The organism is Mycobacterium sp. Aquia_216 (genome assembly GCF_026723865.1).
In the GTDB taxonomy this organism is placed as follows: Bacteria; Actinomycetota; Actinomycetes; order Mycobacteriales; family Mycobacteriaceae; genus Mycobacterium.
Genome location: NZ_CP113529.1, coordinates 3,471,028 through 3,488,605, shown reverse-complemented (window position 1 = coordinate 3,488,605; position 17,578 = coordinate 3,471,028). Strand labels below are relative to the sequence as shown.

The 17,578-nt window shown below is 64.6% G+C and carries 18 protein-coding genes and 1 pseudogene; 9 read left to right on the top strand and 10 right to left on the bottom strand.

Features of this window, described 5'->3' with window-relative positions; translation table 11 throughout:
• Nucleotides 1-11: 11 nt before the first annotated feature.
• Together OK015_RS16305 and OK015_RS16300 are read right to left on the bottom strand one after the other, a co-directional pair.
• Entirely contained in the window at nucleotides 12-563 is a 552-nt protein-coding gene (locus tag OK015_RS16305) for a hypothetical protein (RefSeq protein ID WP_268124435.1), read from the bottom strand.
• 583 nt (nucleotides 564-1,146) lie between these two features.
• A pseudogene (locus OK015_RS16300) lies at nucleotides 1,147-2,000 on the bottom strand (transglutaminase-like domain-containing protein).
• 384 nt (nucleotides 2,001-2,384) lie between these two features.
• Here OK015_RS16300 and OK015_RS16295 point away from each other — a divergent pair.
• The gene (locus OK015_RS16295) at nucleotides 2,385-2,858 is read left to right on the top strand and encodes a carboxymuconolactone decarboxylase family protein (RefSeq protein ID WP_268124433.1); all 474 of its coding nucleotides are present in this window, start codon (nucleotides 2,385-2,387) and stop codon (nucleotides 2,856-2,858) included.
• Nucleotides 2,859-3,018: 160 nt separating this feature from the next.
• Nucleotides 3,019-3,972 (top strand): GGDEF domain-containing protein, encoded by a 954-nt coding sequence (locus OK015_RS16290; RefSeq protein WP_268124431.1) that lies wholly within the window; start codon nucleotides 3,019-3,021, stop codon nucleotides 3,970-3,972.
• Here OK015_RS16290 and OK015_RS16285 read toward each other — a convergent pair.
• Entirely contained in the window at nucleotides 3,969-4,247 is a 279-nt protein-coding gene (locus tag OK015_RS16285) for a limonene-1,2-epoxide hydrolase family protein (RefSeq protein ID WP_268124429.1), read from the bottom strand. The genes OK015_RS16290 and OK015_RS16285 overlap by 4 nt on opposite strands.
• Nucleotides 4,248-4,259: 12 nt before the next feature.
• On the opposite strand from OK015_RS16285, the gene OK015_RS16280 reads away from it, so the two are divergent.
• A complete protein-coding gene (locus OK015_RS16280) occupies nucleotides 4,260-5,894 on the top strand; it encodes an L-lactate permease (RefSeq protein WP_268124427.1) in 1,635 nt (544 codons plus the stop codon).
• Between the two features lie 15 nt (nucleotides 5,895-5,909).
• Here OK015_RS16280 and zwf read toward each other — a convergent pair whose 3' ends face one another.
• The gene (zwf, locus tag OK015_RS16275) at nucleotides 5,910-7,409 is read right to left on the bottom strand and encodes a glucose-6-phosphate dehydrogenase (RefSeq protein WP_268124425.1); all 1,500 of its coding nucleotides are present in this window, start codon (nucleotides 7,407-7,409) and stop codon (nucleotides 5,910-5,912) included.
• Between the two features lie 49 nt (nucleotides 7,410-7,458).
• Entirely contained in the window at nucleotides 7,459-8,313 is an 855-nt protein-coding gene (locus OK015_RS16270; RefSeq protein ID WP_268124423.1) for an LLM class F420-dependent oxidoreductase, read from the bottom strand.
• Between the two features lie 182 nt (nucleotides 8,314-8,495).
• On the opposite strand from OK015_RS16270, the gene OK015_RS16265 reads away from it, so the two are divergent.
• Both OK015_RS16265 and OK015_RS16260 read left to right on the top strand, forming a co-directional pair.
• Nucleotides 8,496-9,137: a cutinase family protein gene (locus tag OK015_RS16265; protein WP_268124421.1), complete on the top strand. Its 642-nt coding sequence runs from the start codon at nucleotides 8,496-8,498 to the stop codon at nucleotides 9,135-9,137.
• Nucleotides 9,138-9,215: 78 nt separating this feature from the next.
• Nucleotides 9,216-10,394: a glycosyltransferase gene (locus tag OK015_RS16260; protein WP_268124419.1), complete on the top strand. Its 1,179-nt coding sequence runs from the start codon at nucleotides 9,216-9,218 to the stop codon at nucleotides 10,392-10,394.
• Here the strand turns inward: OK015_RS16260 and OK015_RS16255 are convergent.
• Together OK015_RS16255 and OK015_RS16250 are read right to left on the bottom strand one after the other, a co-directional pair.
• Nucleotides 10,378-11,118, bottom strand: coding sequence for a hypothetical protein (locus OK015_RS16255; protein WP_268124417.1), 741 nt, complete (start codon nucleotides 11,116-11,118; stop codon nucleotides 10,378-10,380). The two genes, OK015_RS16260 and OK015_RS16255, sit on opposite strands and share 17 nt — an antisense overlap.
• Nucleotides 11,119-11,147: 29 nt before the next feature.
• On the bottom strand, nucleotides 11,148-12,077 hold the full coding sequence (locus OK015_RS16250) for a DMT family transporter (protein ID WP_268124415.1): 930 nt from the start codon (nucleotides 12,075-12,077) through the stop codon (nucleotides 11,148-11,150).
• A 115-nt stretch (nucleotides 12,078-12,192) separates the two neighbouring features.
• On the opposite strand from OK015_RS16250, the gene OK015_RS16245 reads away from it, so the two are divergent.
• Nucleotides 12,193-12,741 carry a thioredoxin family protein gene (locus OK015_RS16245; RefSeq protein WP_268124412.1) on the top strand — a complete coding sequence of 183 codons (549 nt, stop codon included), beginning with the start codon at nucleotides 12,193-12,195 and terminating at the stop codon, nucleotides 12,739-12,741.
• Nucleotides 12,742-12,927: 186 nt separating this feature from the next.
• Complete coding sequence (locus OK015_RS16240) at nucleotides 12,928-13,674, top strand: cutinase family protein (RefSeq protein ID WP_268132797.1); 747 nt, start codon at nucleotides 12,928-12,930, stop codon at nucleotides 13,672-13,674.
• A gap of 11 nt (nucleotides 13,675-13,685) precedes the next feature.
• Here the strand turns inward: OK015_RS16240 and OK015_RS16235 are convergent, their stop codons facing one another.
• The 3 genes from OK015_RS16235 to OK015_RS16225 all read right to left on the bottom strand — a co-directional run bounded on the left by OK015_RS16235 (nucleotide 13,686) and on the right by OK015_RS16225 (nucleotide 15,863).
• Entirely contained in the window at nucleotides 13,686-14,489 is an 804-nt protein-coding gene (locus tag OK015_RS16235) for an MOSC domain-containing protein (RefSeq protein WP_268124410.1), read from the bottom strand.
• Nucleotides 14,490-14,568: 79 nt separating this feature from the next.
• Nucleotides 14,569-15,450, bottom strand: a complete 882-nt coding sequence (locus OK015_RS16230) for an alpha/beta fold hydrolase (protein ID WP_268124408.1) — start codon at nucleotides 15,448-15,450, stop codon at nucleotides 14,569-14,571.
• The gene (locus OK015_RS16225) at nucleotides 15,450-15,863 is read right to left on the bottom strand and encodes a PPOX class F420-dependent oxidoreductase (protein WP_268124406.1); all 414 of its coding nucleotides are present in this window, start codon (nucleotides 15,861-15,863) and stop codon (nucleotides 15,450-15,452) included. The genes OK015_RS16230 and OK015_RS16225 overlap by 1 nt, the downstream gene beginning before the upstream one ends.
• An 80-nt stretch (nucleotides 15,864-15,943) precedes the next feature.
• Between OK015_RS16225 and OK015_RS16220 the strand changes: the two genes are divergently transcribed.
• Entirely contained in the window at nucleotides 15,944-16,987 is a 1,044-nt protein-coding gene (locus tag OK015_RS16220; protein WP_442791307.1) for a class I SAM-dependent methyltransferase, read from the top strand.
• Nucleotides 16,988-17,014: 27 nt separating this feature from the next.
• The gene (locus tag OK015_RS16215; protein ID WP_268124402.1) at nucleotides 17,015-17,554 is read left to right on the top strand and encodes a tat pathway signal sequence; all 540 of its coding nucleotides are present in this window, start codon (nucleotides 17,015-17,017) and stop codon (nucleotides 17,552-17,554) included.
• Nucleotides 17,555-17,578 lie beyond the last annotated feature (24 nt).

Below are 17,578 nucleotides of genomic sequence, written 5' to 3'. Positions count from 1 at the left end.
TGGCCATTCGCTCACCGCGGGAAGAGATAGGCAATCAGGCTGAGAAAGAGTGCTGCGATCCCTGAGATCCCAGCCACTGCGGTCCAGGTGTCCCTGCGGGGGCGGCGGGCGAGGACGACCAATTTAGAAAATCCGTGGGTGGCGCGGGTGGATCGTACAAACAAGTACGAGCACAATGCGATTAGCAGAAATCCTATCCGAAGTGCCCAGGGCGCCATCGAATGTCGTCCACCGTGAAAAAAGAAGCCGGCAACAAAAAACGTACATGCCCCGCCGAGCAGTGCAATCGGCAGAGAACGGAGCCAGTTCGCCGCAAGATAGGTCAGCGAGCTGCGGTCCGGCAAGGTGGCCCAGTACTGAACTATTGACGATTGTCGCTGAAGCGATATCGTTCCGACGGCCTCGAGTATGTGGCGGTAGTACCGGCTTAGCCAAATGGTCAAGGTTGAACCGTCGTTGTAGTGAAATTTTGCAAACACCGATTTGACGTCTTCGGCGTCTTCAATCGGCTCGATGTCATTGAGGTCGGTTGTTGAGGCCTGACTACTGTCGGACCAAACCATCGTCATGAGTATGCAATTTGCCTCTTGCGCACCCATCTCTAGCATGTGTTTAAGCTCGGAGGGAAGGACCGACCCCCGCGTTAATTCGACTTCCAACGGCTTAGCTTGTTTGTTCAATCCCCTGCCTTCTCCCGATGATCAACATCTGCCCGACTGCTTGGCGGTTCAGGTATGTGCCGCAGTAGCCACGCGCGAAGTGCCATGATGACGGCAAACGGTTCAGTGACCGATGCTCATTTTGGTTGCCACGGTGGATTTTCCACCAGGACGCGTCACCTATTAGGTACAAGTCTGTGGCTCCTGGGGCCGATACCGCTGCGGGAAACGTCAGATGTCACTACGCCGTAATGCCTTGTCACTCAGTCGTATACACGCGTACAGCGCATAAGGTCATGACTGCGCAGACACGGCTCATCCAACTCATCGGCGGGGGCGAGCTCGCCTGGGCGGAGATGGGTGACCCTGACGGCGAGGCAGCGATCCCGGGCGCCGTGCTACACCTCGTGCGAGGGCCGCCTGATGTTCACCGACTACTTCGAGAAGATCCCGCGCGAGTTGCGGAGCTCGACACGTTGCGACCGCGCTACCGCAGGCTGACGAGATCCTCGACCGAGTCCCTAGGCAGCTCACCGTCGGCCACCGCCGTGACCATCATGTTCTGCAATGCGATGGCGCCCTTGTGGTTGTCCAGGAACGCGGTGTCGGCGGCATCGCGTCCGGTGGCGATCCGCACCATCGACTGGCGTGGCGCGAGGCACGTCGCATCGACGGCCCGCCAGGCACCGTCGACGAATGCCTCGGCGACCGCGTGAAAATCCATTGGCTGGCAGCCCGGCGCGTACACCGCCACCAAGCGGGCCGGACATAGAGCGCGCGCAGCAGCGCGATAACCAGGTGCGCGTAGTCGCGACACACTCCTTCGCCGGCGAGCAAGGTGTCGGCAGCTCCATCGATCGGATCGCTGGATCCCGGGACGTATCTCAGCCGGGTGCCGACCCAGGACGAGACCTTTTCGAGCAAGGTGACTGAGCTGGCGTACTGCTCGAATTCAGTGGTGGCAAAGCCGAAGAACTTGTCGGACTCCGCGTATCGGCTTGGCCGCAGATAGGTGATCAGGTCGATATCACTGACCGGCGGGACATCGGCTTGGCCGATGACCGTCGCCGAGTACGACGCGGTGACCGTTCCCCTGCCGGCCTGCACGACATGAATTCTCGTCTGATGCTCGCCGACTATTTCGCTCGGCTCAATTACCTTGCCGTTCAGCGTGATTGCCAACGACTCGTCGAGCGTAACGCCAGATTGACGGCTGACTGCGATCTGGAAGTCCAGCGTCGTCGGCTCGGTCACTTCGACTTCAATCTCTGCGCCGACTTTACGGACAAGGCCAGCGGGGCTGGTATTGGTGTCCGCGGCGCGGCGTCTGGATGCGGGCATACGGTGCAGCCCTCTCTACTCAGGCAGTTGAAATCCCGCTCGCTGCTTGGCAGGGCCATTTGTACTCGCTTTCCGCAAATGCTAGTCGGTGTGTCGCCTCGTGGCAGTGCGAACCGTCAGCACCGGCGGGCGGTCACACGGACGACCCCTTCAGGACCGGCTCCGAAGTCAACTGCCGGCTTGGTGATGCCAGCAGCGGTAAACAGTTCATCATCGGCACGCGATGCCGGTTCGCCGGAGCGCTGCCGGACGCTCTAGTGCCCAACGCCGTCGGCACGTCGTTCGTGCGCCCGCGGCCTGAAACTCGCCAATCGCGACGTTATAGCGAAGGGCCACAATGGCTTTCAGTTGCCGCAAGGAACGCGTGGGCGTACCGTGCCCCCAATGACGAATACCTCTCGCTTCAAGGCGTGTACCGCTCTATCGGCCGCTCTGTTGATCATCGGTGGGAGTCTGGCCATCGAGACGGCGCCCTCTGGTCGCGCCGACGGGTGCGGCGACGGCTCCCCTGCCCGCGTGTCAGCGAGTGGGTGTGCCGATCCCGCGCCGGCTTCGCAAGCAGACAACCCTCCGTGGCTCGCGGCGGTGGAACAGCGTGACCCACAATTCGCCGGCGCCTACCAGGGGATGCGCGAGCGAATCCTCAAAGACGGAGCCATTCCAGCCAAGTACAAGCTGCTGATGGGAATGATCACCGACACGATCGCCGCGCATCCCGATGGTGTCAGGTCGCTCGCCGATAACGCGCGTGCCGCGGGCGCATCGGAGGCCGAAATCACCGAGGCGGTCGAGGTCGCATACCTGTACGGCGGTACCGCCGCGCTCGTCATGGGCGTCAACGCCTTCCCAGGCAGCTGATCGTCACCCGTCTGTAGGCCTTGTCGTCGTTCGAAGCATGTTGCGCCAGCACGACGGGCGTGTCCGCGATGCCGTTGAATCTCGACGCCGAGATCATCGTGTATGCGGCATCATCGGGATTGGGAACGAAAGGCGTGCTCCGCGCCTTTATTCTGAGCACGTGCAATGGCGCGTGGACCCTCAGCCGTCCGTTGCGCATTTGCATGCGATCGGCTTGACGGCATTGCTATTGCTGATCGCGCTCTACGGCGCGTTCGGTGCGCACGTTCGGGGTGCCGCAGCCGAGGCTGAGTTGTTCTGGTTCCTCGGCGGTGCGGCTTTCGTGGCGGCGATCGCCGCGTTTGTCGGTTGGCTGCGCGGTTGGCATTTACGGCGGGACCTGCTCGTCGGGTGGGCCGTAGCGGCGCTCGTCGTCACCGCCCTCGCGGGGGCCATTGATCCGGCCGCTACTCGAGATCTGCCCGGCACGGTCACGGTTTCGTTCGCCTACATCGGGCTGACTTGCCCGCGCTGGCGCTCGCTCGCCATCGTCCCGCTCGGGGTTGTAGCGTTCGTCGTGGGCGGCGCCAAGCCCCTCCCCGGCGCGCTACTGACGGTGGTGTTGGCCGCGACCATGTGGGTCATGATTGCCGAAGTCCCGGCCTGGCTCGTTGCCCGGTTGGAGGCGCAGAGCGCGCTGCTCCGCAAGATCGCGCAAACCGACGCGCTCACCCAACTGTTCGATCGGAGCACGCTCGGACCGCAGCTGTCGACGCACGCCAGTGGGTCGGCCGTGGTGCTCATCGATCTCGATAATTTCAAGCTCTACAACGACGGTCACGGTCACGAGGCCGGCGACGACGTCTTGGTCGCCTTCGCCGAGGCGATCCGAACGACGGTCCGCGAGGAAGACGTCTCCTTTCGTATCGGTGGTGACGAGTTCCTGCTCATGCTCGTCGGTGCCGACCGCACCGAGGCCGAACAGGTCCTCGACCGGCTCCGGCGTCGCTGGGCCGACGTCGGCGAGCCAGTGAGTTTCAGCGCCGGGATCGCGTGTGGGGAGCAGGATCTCATGCGTCTCGCGGATGAGCACATGTACGCCAACAAGCGCTCTCGCGACTTGCCCGCCAACTAGGCGAGCGCGTCGAACATGTGGGACGCCTCGATGCCGATCTGCTTTGCGACGTGGCTGGTGTCCCAATATTCACGCCAGTTGCTGATCGCGCCGTCGCGTACTTCGAACACCGCGATGACATTGAACGTGACCGGCAGGCCACCCAGTGCTTCAGCTCCGCGCGTGCGGCGTGTACGCATAAATAAACTGATTGATTTAACACATCTCCAAATCTGGTGCGTACATTCGTTGTTGTCAGCAGATATATCCGAGACATAGGCGCGTTGGCGTTCCATATGGTGCCAAATATGTATCGTCAGATCCTCGACCCCGTCGCTCACTCTTTGGGTCTGAGTTCAGTCGCGGCGGCCTTACCGCTGGCGATGCTCTTTGTGCTGCTTGGCGTATTGCGTATGCGGGCGTGGATGGCTTCGCTGCTATCGCTGGGCGTGGCGATCGCGATCGCAGTTGCCTTGTACCGGATGCCAATTGGGCAGGCGTTGCTGGCGGGTAGTGAGGGCGCCGTCTTCGGGTTCTTCCCGATCCTCTGGATCGTGATCAACGCGATCTGGGTCTACCAGATGACAGTGCAGACGGGACACTTCGATGTGCTGCGGCGCAGTTTTGCGAGCGTCAGCGACGATCACCGCATCCAGGCGATCATCATCGCGTTTTCCTTCGGCGCGCTGCTCGAAGCCTTGGCCGGATTCGGCGCGCCCGTGGCGGTCACTTCGGTGATGCTGTTGGCCCTGGGCTTCAAGCCGCTCAAAGCCGCCGTCCTCGCGCTGGTCGCCAACACCGCACCGGTCGCCTTCGGGGCGATGGCAACACCCATCATCACGCTGGGCAAGGTATCCGGGCTGTCTAGCGACGCGCTCGGCGCGATGGTCGGGCGTCAAACCCCCATCATGGCCGTCTTCGTCCCATTCACCCTGGTGGCCATCGCCGACGGCCGGCGCGGGGTTCGGGAGACCTGGCCTGCGGCCCTGACGGCCGGCGTGGTTTTCGGACTCGGCCAGTACGCCACCTCGAACTACGTGTCGGTGCCGCTGGCCGATGTGGTGGCCTCGCTGCTCTCCGCCGGCGCCGTCGTGTTACTGCTGCGCGTCAAGCGTCCGCAGCCGGCACCCCGTGCCGCGGTGGTCGCGGGCGGCGCCGCCGACACGTCGTCACCGGAATTCGCTGCAAGCCTTGGGCGCCCGGAGTCACGCGCCGAGGCGCTCCGCGCATACGCGCCTTACGCGATCATCATCGCCATCTTCGTGCTTTGCCAGATCCCGGCAGTGAAGCAGCTTCTCGAAACCGCGACCTACACCGTGCATTGGCCGGGGCTGCACTTGTACACCGCCAAGGGCAGCCCATCGGCGCTTCCGATCTTCACCTTCAATCTGCTGACTACGCCGGGTACTCAGATGCTCGTGGCGGGCATCGTCTCGATGTTGGTGCTGCGTCTGTCGGGTGCAGGAGCGATCAAGGCTTACGGGGCGACGCTGCACCAGCTCCGATGGGCCATCGTCACCGTAATGGCAGTGTTGGCACTGGCTTTCGTGATGAACGCCTCCGGTCAGACCATCACCTTAGGCACCTGGATGGCCGGGGCGGGGGGCGCCTTCGCGCTGCTCTCCCCCATTCTGGGCTGGCTCGGTGTGGCGGTAACCGGTTCCGACACCTCGTCAAACTCCCTATTTGGCGCCCTTCAGGTGACCGCGGCGGCCAAGGCGGGGCTCTCCCCGCTGTTGATGGCCGCGGGCAACAGCTCCGGCGGTGTGCTTGGCAAGATGATCTCGCCGCAGAACCTCGCGATCGCGGCCGCGGCGGTCGACCTGCACGGAAAAGAAGGCGATATTTTTCGCCGAGTGATGTTGTGGAGCGTGGTGTTCCTGGTCTTCATCTGTGTCCTGTCAGGACTCCAAGCCTCGGTGCTGTCGTGGATGGTGTTCTGACTCGTGCCCGCGTGACTAGGCCCGGTTTTCGCGCCATCCCCGCTCGAACGGCAGCCGCCACGCATTGGGCGCGATCAATTGGTGAATGGCGTTGGGGCCCCAGGTGCCGGCCGGATAGATCTTGGCCGGCGGCGGATCGTCGAGCAGCGCCTGCGAACGCTCCCATAGCGATTCGATGCCCTCGGCGGTGGTGAACAGCGTGTGATCGCCGCGCATCGCATCGAGAATGAGCCGCTCGTAGGCCTCGAGTGTCTGGTCTGCGGTGTCGATCTCCTGTGAAGAGAACTGCATCGACAATTTGTCGAGCTTCATCCCGGGGCCGGGCCGCTTGCCATAGAAGGACAGCGAGACCTTCGAGTTGTCAGCGAGATCGAACGTGAGGTGATCAGGGCCCTGGGTCCCTACGCCCGACCCGGGCGGGAACATGCTGCGCGGAGCCTCTTTGAAGGCGATCGAGATGATGCGGATGCCCTGGGCCATCTTCTTGCCGGTGCGCAGGTAGATCGGGACGCCCGCCCAACGCCAGTTGTCGATCCCGACCTTGAGCGCGATGAACGTCTCGGTGTCGGAATCTCTTGCCACTCCGACCTCCCCGCGGTACCCGTCGTACTGGCCGCGCACCACATCGGCGCATTTCACCGGGAGCATCGAGCGGAACACCTTGTTCTTCTCTTCGCTGATGGCATACGGCTCGAGGGCGGTCGGCGGCTCCATCACGACGAACGCCATCACCTGGAACAGGTGGGTCACCACCATATCCTTGTAGGCGCCGGTGCTTTCGTAGAAGTTCGCCCGCTGATCCAGACCCAGGGTTTCGGGAATGTCGATCTGGATGTGGTCGATGAAGTTGCGGTTCCAGATCGGCTCGAACAGACCGTTGGCGAAGCGGAACGCCAGAATGTTCTGGGCGGCTTCCTTGCCCAAGAAGTGGTCGATGCGGAAGATCTGGGCTTCGTCGAACGTTTCGTGCAAGAAGTCGTTGAGGGCCACAGCGCTGGCCAAGTTCGTGCCGAACGGCTTTTCCATCACCACTCGGGAGCGCTCGACAAGGTTCGCGTCGCGCAGCGTGGTGATGACGTCGCGCGCCGCTTTGGGCGGGACCGACAGGTAGTGCAGTCGGCGCACTTTCGGCCCGAGGTTGGCTTCGGCCTCGGCGACCGCGTTGGCAAGGGCTTGCGGTCCGGCGCCCTGCGGGACATAGGTGACAATTTTCGAGAAGTCGGCCCACTGTTCGGGCGTGAGCTTGTGGGTGCCGTACGAATCGATCGCGTTCTTGGCGATATCCCGGAACTCGTCGTTGCTGAGTTCTTCCAGCGACGTTGCGACGACCTGGATATCGGGTGCGAGCTCGGACTGATCCAGGTAGGCCAAGCCGGAAATCAGCTTGCGTTTCGCCAGGTCCCCCGTTGCCCCGAAAAGGACGATGACGTGGGGGTCAAGTGGGGCGTAGTCGTGGCGGCGCGGACGTGAGTCTGGCGCCGGGTAAGAGATCGTCTGCGGTTCCTTCTCGGCCACGTCCGTGATACTTCCACACTGTCGCGCCGTGTGCGCATCGCTCGCGTCGTTATTGGTTGCGCCAGGCGAGCATCGTCTCCAGCTCGGAGAAGTCGTACCCGTTGGTGTCGGGGTGGATTTCGGTGGTGAACAGGGTCACGCCCTCGTCGATGAAGGCGTCGGCCGTCTTGGCGTCGGTCCACGCCATCGCGCGTTCGATGTCGGCCTCGTCGCGTCCGGCGGCAGTGGCCATGCGTTTGAGGAGTTCATTCTTGCGCCGGAATTCCTCGATGGGTTCGAAGCTGTGCCAAATGTGGGCGTGCCGTGCGGCGGCGGGAATGGTGCGCCGCTCCCCGCCTCCCCCGATCAGAATCGGGATTCGGCGCAACGGGCTGGGGGTCAGATGGTTGAGGCGATATTCGATGCGCTCCAGGCCTTCGTCGAATTGGTCCATCCTCGACCTCACCGTGCCGTATTCGTATCCGTAGGCGATGAAGTCGTGCGGATACCAGCCGGCTCCGAGCCCGAGGATCAATCGCCCCCCGCTGATGTGGTCGACCGTGCGTGCCATGTCCGCAACCAGGTCGGGGTTGCGGTACGGCATACCACTCACGAGCAGTCCGATCTCGGCTCGACTGGTGATCTCGCCCCACGACGCCAGCGCCGTCCAGGCTTCGAAGTTGTTGACCTCCGGCTGCTCATCCTGGAGCTGCGGCGTGCCGTTGACGATGTCGACGAAGGGCTTGTGAAAGTGGTCGTAGCCGAAGATCGCGTCAACGCCGAGCTCTTCGGCGTGCAGCACCGCCTGCCGCCACGTCCGGTAGTCCGGCGTCCCACCCGCCCACAGTTGGACGCCGATTCGCACCGGCCGCGACGGGTCTGCGGACACCGCGGCGATCTTGCTCCCGCTCGTCGAGTCGGTCACGCTTCCTTCTCTTTCAGAATCGGAGGACGGATCTTTACGGCGTCGCCGGGTTACCTAGCTCAAACTGCGCGAACTTGCAGTTCCTTCCCGTCGGCAAGTACCTCATTCTGATCGATGCCGGTTCGGCCGGATAAAGCTAGCCGCCGGTACAGGGGTCTCGGTCGGTATGTCAGCATTTGAGAATGAGTGCACTCAGGCTGGTTCGTATTGTTGGCGTCGCGGCAGCGATGATGTGGGCGCTGGTTGGCGCGCCGATCTCGCCCGTCGCGTCCGCTGACCCCTGCTCCGACGTCGAGGTGGTATTCGCGCGCGGTACCCACCAGGAGCCCGGCCTCGGCAACATCGGTCAAGCGTTCGTCGACTCGCTTACGTCGCAGGTCGGCGGGAAGTCCGTCGGGGTGTACGCGGTCAACTACCCGGCCAACGACGACTACCACAACAGCGCATCAGCCGGCTCCGACGACGCGAGCAGCCACATCCAGGGCACCGTCGCCAACTGCCCCAACACGAAGCTCGTGCTCGGCGGGTACTCCCAGGGCTCCACGGTCATCGATCTGGCCACCGCAGCGATGCCGGCTCCGGTTGCTGACCATGTCGCGGCTGTCGCGCTCTTCGGCGAACCGACCAGTCAATTCTCGAGCACGCTGTGGGGCGGCCAGCCGCTGCCGACGATCAACCCGATCTACACCGCCAAGACCATCAGCTTGTGCGCTCCCGACGACCCGATCTGCTCCTCGGGCGGCAACATCATGGCGCACGTTTCGTATATTCAGGCCGGGATGACGAATCAGGCCGCCACGTTCGTGGCCAACCGGCTCCACTAACGGCGCGTCGCGCAGCGCCGCGCGGCGGATCGCAATCAACAGACCATATTTGGTGTTCGGGACAGGCAGGTTCCGCCGATGAAATGCGTGCTGGCCGGCTATGGAAGTCGTGGCGATGTCGAGCCCCTGGCCGCCGTCGGCCGGGAGCTGATGCGACGCGGCCACGACGTGCAGATGGCCGTCGCACCCAACATGGTGGCGTTCGTCGAATCCGCGGGGCTGGCTGCCGTCGCGTATGGCCGGGACTCGCGGGAGCAGATGGACTTCGCCGCGGATTTCGTCGCAAAGATCTCGAATCCGGTCACCATGTGGGCCGAGATCGCCGCACATGTCAACGAGGTCAAGTCGGAGAAGAGCGCGGTGCTGACCTCGCTGGCGGACGGGGCCGACCTGCTGGTGGCAGCGTTCAACGAGCAGGGCCTGGCCGCCAATGTCGCGGAGTACTACGGCATTCCGCTCGGTACGCTGCACTACTTCCCGGAGCGGATTTTGGCGTCGGGCGCGTTCGGGCCGCAAATCACCAAGGAGACCGACGATGCTCAACGCCGTGCGCTCGGCTTGCCGGACGCCGCTGGGGATTCGGCCGGACCGACGGTAGAGATTCAGGCCTATGACGAGATCTGCCTGCCCGGATCGGCCGCCGAATGGCTGCAAACGGATGCTGCGCCGCTGTTCGTCGGCGCGCTCACGCTGGGTTTGCCCAGCAATGCCGACGACGAGGTCTTGTCCTGGATCGCTGAGGGCACCCCGCCGATCTACTTCGGCTTCGGTAGTACGCCGCTGGCCTCCCCCGTCGAAACCATCGCGGTGATCCGCGCGGCCTGCGCGCGGTTGGGCGAGCGGGCGCTGATTTGTACCGGCCCGAACGAGGTCGCCGATGTTCCAGACGCCGACCAGGTGAAGATCGTGGCCGAGGTGAACCACGCGGCCGTCTTCCCGGCTTGCCGCGCGGTCGTCCACCACGGGGGCGCCGGCGTGACGGCCGCGGGCATGCGGGCCGGAATCCCCACGTTGATCCTTTGGTTCTGGCTTGATCAGCCGGTCTGGGCAGCCGGGGTCACACAGCTCAACGTTGGCTCTGGACGCGGGTTTATGGAAAGCACGCTGGACTCAGTGGTCGCGGACCTGCAGAGCATCCTCACTGCGGAACGCATCGCTCGGGCCCGCGAGGTTGCCGCGTTGCTGACCAAACCTGCCGAAAGTCTCGCGCGCGCCGTGGATCTCCTGGAAGAGGTCGCCCTCAAGCAGCCGCGATGAGCGCGAACCTCACGCTGAGGCCATGCCCGATGGCGTCCAGGTCGAGCGGGTAGCCGTGCTGCTGCTCGAGGCGCTGCGCGACGTCATCGGCGCCGACGTCGACATGTACCGACCACGCGGTGCCAGCGGAGCGCTCTGCGACGACGGCGATGCGCCAACCGCCCGGCGTGTGATAGGCGCGGGCTCGGGTGGGCAGCACACCGTGCGGTCTCAGCGTGTTGCGTACCTCCTCGTGACGCAGCGCCGGGAAGAACATGCTGCCATCGCCAACGCGGGGCTCGACAATCACGGCGAAACAACGCTTTTCGTCACGCTGGTAGGTCGTCAAGTCCACCACGGCGCGATCGCCGTCGAGCAGGGCGGTGACGTCGTCGGCGCTGAGATCGGTGCGCAGCACGCGGGCCGGATGCGGGTGGGTGTCGAGGAGCAGCGTGAAGCGAACCTCGCCGCTGTTCGGAATGACGTCAACGCTGACCGCCGCGGCTTGTTGGCCGTGCGCACCGGCAGTCGCGGCATCGGCGTCGATGAGCCAGGTCCGCGACGGCGTGGTGGCGCCCTCGTCGTCGTAGTAGAACGCGGCGAACCGCCGCTCAGCCTGAGCCCCCCGGCGATAGCTCACCAGCCGCTGCAACCGCATGCCGGGCATGGCCAGTCCCGCTACCTGGTCGGGTTGGATGTCGTGCGACCAGAACCACGAGCGGGGCTTGGAACGGATGACGGCCATTTCGGGACAGTAGCCCAGCGGCGGCACACCTACTTGTAGACCACACCGTCTTCGTTACTGCGGGGTGTGTCAACATCTTTCGCGGCCTCATGGCTGGCGACGGGCGCCTGGTCGCGGCCCAGCGCGATCGTGGATGCCACCATCGCGACGACGGCGACGAGCAGGCCCAGCGCCGCCGAGCCGCGCACCGCGAGGTGTTCGCCGAGCACGACAATGCCGAGCACCACCGCGACGACGGGTTCACCCACCAGCATGATCGGCACCGAGGCTTGCAACGCGCCCGCGTGAAAGGCGGAACTCTGCACCACGGTGACCGCCACCGCCAGCACGACCAACAGGTACGGGGCGGGGACCGTCAGAAGCCCGTGCCATCCGCCGACTGCGTAGCGGTGCGTGCAGATCTTCGTCAAGACGGCGACCATGCCGAGCAGGACCGCGACCGCGACCGCGAGCAGCATGGCGCGCGTTCGGCCGACGGCGCGCCTGGCCGCGAGGAGACAGACGATGACCAGCGGCGCGGTGAGCACCAACGCGAGGGTCCACGACGGTATCGGCGGACGGTTATGGCCCTCGCGGGGCTGGCCGACCAGCACGAATGCCGCCAGGGCGGCGGTCAACACGATCGCCCAAATCCACTCGGCTCCGGTGATCCGTTGATGGCACAGCCTCGCGCTCAACGGCAGCGCAAATAGCAGCGACGAAACCAGTAGCGGCTGTACCAGCAGCAGGGAGCCGTGCGCCAGCGCCAGGGCCTGAAACACGAAACCGGCGACGGCGGCGAGAGTCCCGGCCCACCACAACGGTTGGCGCAGCACGCTCGTCACGGTCGGTCCAGAGGCGTCGTTGTCAGCCGGAACGCCTTGCGCGACTCGTTGGCGAATGACGATGCCGACCGCTGCCCAGAACGCGGCAAGTAACCCCGAGACGATCGCGACGGCGTGCGATATCACCCACCCCATGTTTGGGACGGGTACCCCGGATGACAACCCGGCTAACTCTGGCCACACGAGATGCAGCCTTCCGCATCCGTGATCGCCGGTGGTGCCCGGGTCGCTGCGGACTAGTCTGGCGAGCATGGCTATCGAGTCAACGATGCTCGCCCTCGGCACGCCCGCCCCGGCCTTCACGTTGCCCAACCCGGCAACCGGTGTTCTGGTCAGCCTCGACGAGCTCACCGGCCCCGCGCTGGTCGTCACTTTCATCTGCAATCACTGCCCCTATGTCCAGCATGTCGCGCCCGGCCTGGCCGCCCTGGGCAGAGACCTCGCCGCGCAAGGTGTCGCAATGGTGGGGATCTCCAGCAATGACGTCGTCACTTACCCACAGGACGGTCCCGACCAGATGGTCGCCGAGGCCGACCGCCAGGGCTGGACGTTTCCGTATCTGTATGACGAGACGCAGGATGTTGCCCGGTCCTACTCGGCGGCGTGCACGCCAGACACTTTTGTGTTCGACGGCGAGCGTCGGCTGGTCTACCGCGGCCAGCTCGACGGCTCGCGCCCCAAGAACGACCTGCCGGTGACGGGGGCCGACGTCCGGGCGGCGGTGGATGCCGTGTTGGCCGGGCAGCCGGTCGACGCCGACCAACGGCCGTCGATCGGGTGCGGCATCAAATGGCGTTGAGCCGGCCGCACGCCATCCACACGCGGCTCTGACAACCAGCTGGCTTCGCGGCCGCGTGAAATCGACTGTGGCCGTGCATCGTCGATGACCTCGTACGCCGCCCCATCCGCAGTTGCTGCGTTCATTACGAACGCGTGTGGAATATCACCCGTTTGGCGGCCGGCCGCGATGGGCATGTAAATGGGCATGATCGCCGGTTTCATCATTCGTTTTGTGGGTCCCGCGGCCGCGGCAACGTTGAGCCTCGGTGCCTCCGTCCTCTTCTCCCCCGTCCCGTGGGCGTCGGCCGAACCGTGCCCCGATGTTCAGGTGGTGTTCGCCCGGGGTACCGGTGAGGCTCCGGGGGTCGGGCCGACCGGACAGGCCTTCATCGACAACCTGCGCGGGCGCGAGGGTGGCAAGTCCGTCGACGTCTACGCGGTCAACTACCCCGCCAGCGACGAGTGGTCCACCGGCCTCGACGGCATCAGGGACGCCGGAGCCCATGTCGTATCGATGGCCGGCAGCTGCCCCAAAACCAAGATGGTGCTCGGCGGCTTCTCCCAGGGCGCGGCCGTGATGGGCTTCGTCACCTCGGCCGCAGTCCCCGACGGCGTGGATCCCGCGACCGTGCCCAAACCACTGGCACCCGAGATCGCCGACCACGTCGCCGCGGTGGTGCTCTTCGGCATGCCCAACGTGCGGGCAATGAACTTCCTGGGCCAGCCCCCGGTCGTCATCGGACCGACCTACGTGGCCAAGACCATCAAGGTCTGCGCCACCGACGACCCGGTCTGCTCGGACGGCATGAACTTCGCCGCCCACAACACCTACGCCGACGACGGCGCCTGGATCGACAAAGGCGCCTCCTTTGCCGCCAGCCACCTCGATGGAGGCCCAGGCCCCGCCGGACCGGCCACAGTGGTACAAACTCCCAGCGGCTTCGGCGACTAGCGGCTGACCGGCTACGGGTCGAGGGTGACCCGGTCGCCGACGCGGATGACGCCCTGCGTCGTTGCATTGAAATAGATGCCCGCGCACGCTGCCACTCCGCAACTGCCCGCTTCCAAACGATTCTCGGCGGCAAGTATGCGTAGGGCCTGTGGCGCCTTCGGCAGCCGCCCGTGCTCGAGCGTCGGCACCACACAGCGCGGGGTAAGGTCGAGGCCGCGCAGCCGAACTTCGCCGATGCCCAATTCCCGGTCAACCCAATCGTTTTCGACGTATGGGGGGCAGCCGTCGGGCGTGGAGATGACAACATTCGGTCGGTAGCGCAGGGCCGCGACACCAATGTGGTCCAAAGTCGCGGTGGTGATCGCGTGCAGCGGAGCATCGTCGGTGAACGAATCTCCCGGCGTGCCCAGGCCGATCTCCAGGATGCGGCCGGCGACTTCCGCGTCCAACCCCAGATCGAGCAACTTCTCCGGGTCCGGGCGTTCCACCGTCGCACCAGTCGGGCGTTCGCTGACCAGTCGGACCGCGCGCCCCAACAGGCGCGAGAGCAGCTCATTGGCGTCAGGGTCGTCGGCGGCGACCTTTGTACCGTCGGGCAGTGCGATGCTGACGCGCCCGGCATCTGCGTTGGCGGTGCACTTCAGTAGTCCACGCCATAGCCGCGCCTGTTTGGCGCTGGCCACATGTCCGGTCACGGTGTCGACAAGCGCGAGCCGCCGGTCTCCTTCGGCGCCGCGTTCGTCGACGAACAGGCGCTCGACGGCTTCTCCGAGCATGGATTTCACCGGATAGCGGCGCAAACTCTCGACCCGCATATCAACATCCCTATCAAGCGACATTGCACAACCCGTTGCAGACCATCTTGCGCCTGATGAGTCCGGGGTGTGAGGTAGCTCAGTGCCGAAGGTGGCTGAAGAAGCCGCGAACCAATCCGGCGAATTCGCCAGCACACTCCAACGGCGTGAAATGACCTGCGCTGTCATGGAAATGAATCGAGATGTCGGCGAAATACCGATCCAGGCGGTCGGCCCATTCGGGGGGAAATAGCGGATCCTTCTTCGGCCAGAGCACCTGGGTCGGCACGGCGATGCGCTCGACCGGTGCGGCCGTTTGCTCGTGGAGTGAGTGCGCAACCGTGCCCGCGCCAGCCCGATACCACGCGATCGACGCGCTGAACGCCCCCGGAGCTTCGTATTCGGCGGCCAGTCCTTCGAAATGCTCCTCGGAAATGCGAAAACCGGGGCCGGACCAGTGATCCCAAAAGTGACGTAGGTAGGCGCGGACGGCGTTGGGCTTGCCGTCGATCAGGTCATCTGCCAGACCGAGCTGGTGAAATGCCTGGTACCAGAATTCTCGTTGAGCCTGTTCCCCGAGGACACGGTCGCCGATGCCGGGCAGAGGCGGGGAAACCACAAGACCGAGGACTCGCTGGGGAAGGCGGCGTGCCAGAGTCTGCGCGATCCGGCTGCCGATGTCATAGCCGCCCACCACGACACGATCGAGGCTCAACTCGTCGATCAGCGCGGCGACACTTCGGGCTTGGGCATCCGCGCTGTAGAACTGACTCGGATCGGCGAGGTGCTTGGTCGACTCGCCAAAGCCCCGCAGGTCGGGAACCACGACGTCGGCCACCTGCGCAAGGTCGGCCGCGACCAAGCGGTAGTCGCGACGATGGCCCGGCCAGCCATGCAACAGCACCACCGATGCCCGGCCAGGCGAGCCGAAGCGGTCGAACGCTAATCGAAATCCCTCGACGGCCGCGCTGAAGGCCGGCATTACCCGTCGGCTTTCGCATTCGTCAGCGTGATGCGCAGGACGAACCGTGGTTTTCGGCCTCGGGCCGCGATGGTTTCGATAAGAGTCACCACCCGAAACTCCAAGCCGTACTTGCGCTTGACGAGCGATTCGACGCGCGCGACCTCGCCCGCGTCGGTGATCACCTCGGCGGTTCCCGCGAAGACGGGCTGACCGGCGGGCACCTTCCCGGTTCGGCCGCACGCCGCGAGCGTGACGCGGGGATCGCGTCGAACGCGCTTGACCTTCCACGAGTCGGCCGGTGTCCACACCGACAGCCGCGCCCCGTCGCCGACGATCCACATCGGCGCGGCGACCGCATCACCGTTGCGCTTGAAAGTCGTCAAGGACACGAACTTCTCAGCACCCAACTGGGCGGTCACGTCGCCGCTCATGGTCTCCCCTCTCGGCAGCGGATGGCTCGGGAACCCTCCCGCCCCGTCGTGCGGTCGGCAGCTGGGTCGTGTACAAGAGTCTGATGGAGGATCGCCGCAGATCTTTCGATCCGTCGACGCTGCGCGAAGCGATGGCCCGGCGGTTGTATCGGCGATCGATGGCCGAGGGTCAGCTTCATCTACCCGCCGTTCCGAGCATGCTCGATGAATACGTCACGATGTGTACAAGCATCTTTGCCAGCTTGGGCATACGGTACACAGACGAGGAAACCGCTCAGCTCAAAGCGGTGCTGCAAGGTGAATTGGCGAAAGCCTTCAAAGCCTCATCGCGCTCGAACATTGTCATACAGTTCAATTCACCATTCGGCACGATGCTGAACTACCGCGTCAAACCGCAGTGGGCAACAATCGGGGCCGATTACGACAACTGGGTCGACACTCGCGAGGGGCCGCTGTTCGGCACCGCGCCCGACGCGCGGGTATGGGCGCTCGCCAACGAAGCCGTTGATCCGAGCACGTATCGGGTACTCGACGTCGGCGCTGGGACGGGACGCAACGCCCTGGCTCTGGCCCAACGTGGTCACCCGGTCGACGCGGTCGAGATGGCCGGAAAGTTCGCCGACATCATTCGTGGGGAAGCCAAACGGAATTCACTCGACGTCCACGTCATCCAAAGCGACGTTTTTGTGGCGATGGAAGGTGTGCGCGGCGACTACCAGCTGGTGGTGTTCTCCGAAGTGGTGCCCGACTTCCGGACCACGCGGGACTTGCGCGGCATGTTCGAACTCGCCGCGCAGTGTTTGGCCCTCGACGGCCGCTTGGTGTTCAACACCTTCTTGCCGCGCGAGGGCTATACCCCCGACGACGCCGCGCGAGAACTCGGGCAGCAGTGCAACACCACGATCTTCACCCGCGACGAGGTCAACGAGGCGGCCGCCGGATTGTCGCTAGAACTCATTTCCGACGATTCGGCCTACGAGTACGAGAAGGCCCACTTGCCCGAAGGCGCCTGGCCGCCCACCACCTGGTTCGACGGATGGGCCAGTGGCCTCGACGTTTTCGACGTCGCGCGTGAGGATTCCCCCATCGAGTTGCGCTGGCTCGTCTATCGGAAGGAGGGTTGAGTCAGGCGACTAGTGGGGAGGCATCTGATGGGCGATATGGAAGCGAACCGGCGTTCGCTATTGCTGGCGGCACCGCTGTTGTTGGCGGCGATGGCGGCCGGCGACAAGACAGGGGACATCAAATTGGCGCCGGTGCCCGAGACGGGCCCGGATCCGCGGCAGACCTTCATCGAGCCATTCGACCAAATCGGGTTCCAGTCCTGGGGCAATCTGCCGCCCCGTAGCGGCGAAATGGCGATGCTGTATGGCGACTTCAACAAGCCAGGACCATATCTGGTCCTGATGAGATGGAACCCGGGATGGTTCAGCGCGCCGCACACCTATGCGACCGACCGGATTCAGGTCGTGGTGTTCGGCACCTGGTTTGTCAACAGCGGGAATGACTTTACGCCCCAAGACGCAACTCCCGTGGGCCCCGGCGGCTACGTGAAGCGGACCGCGCGCACCCCGCACTACGACGGTGTGCCGGCAAATCAATCCGACCCGGCCGTGATCGCCATCTTCGGCGAGGGCCCCGTCGATCAGCAGCTCGTCGATCCCGCGCAGCCTTCATGGCGTCGGGTGTAACCGCCGAGTGATCGGGGTTTCAGA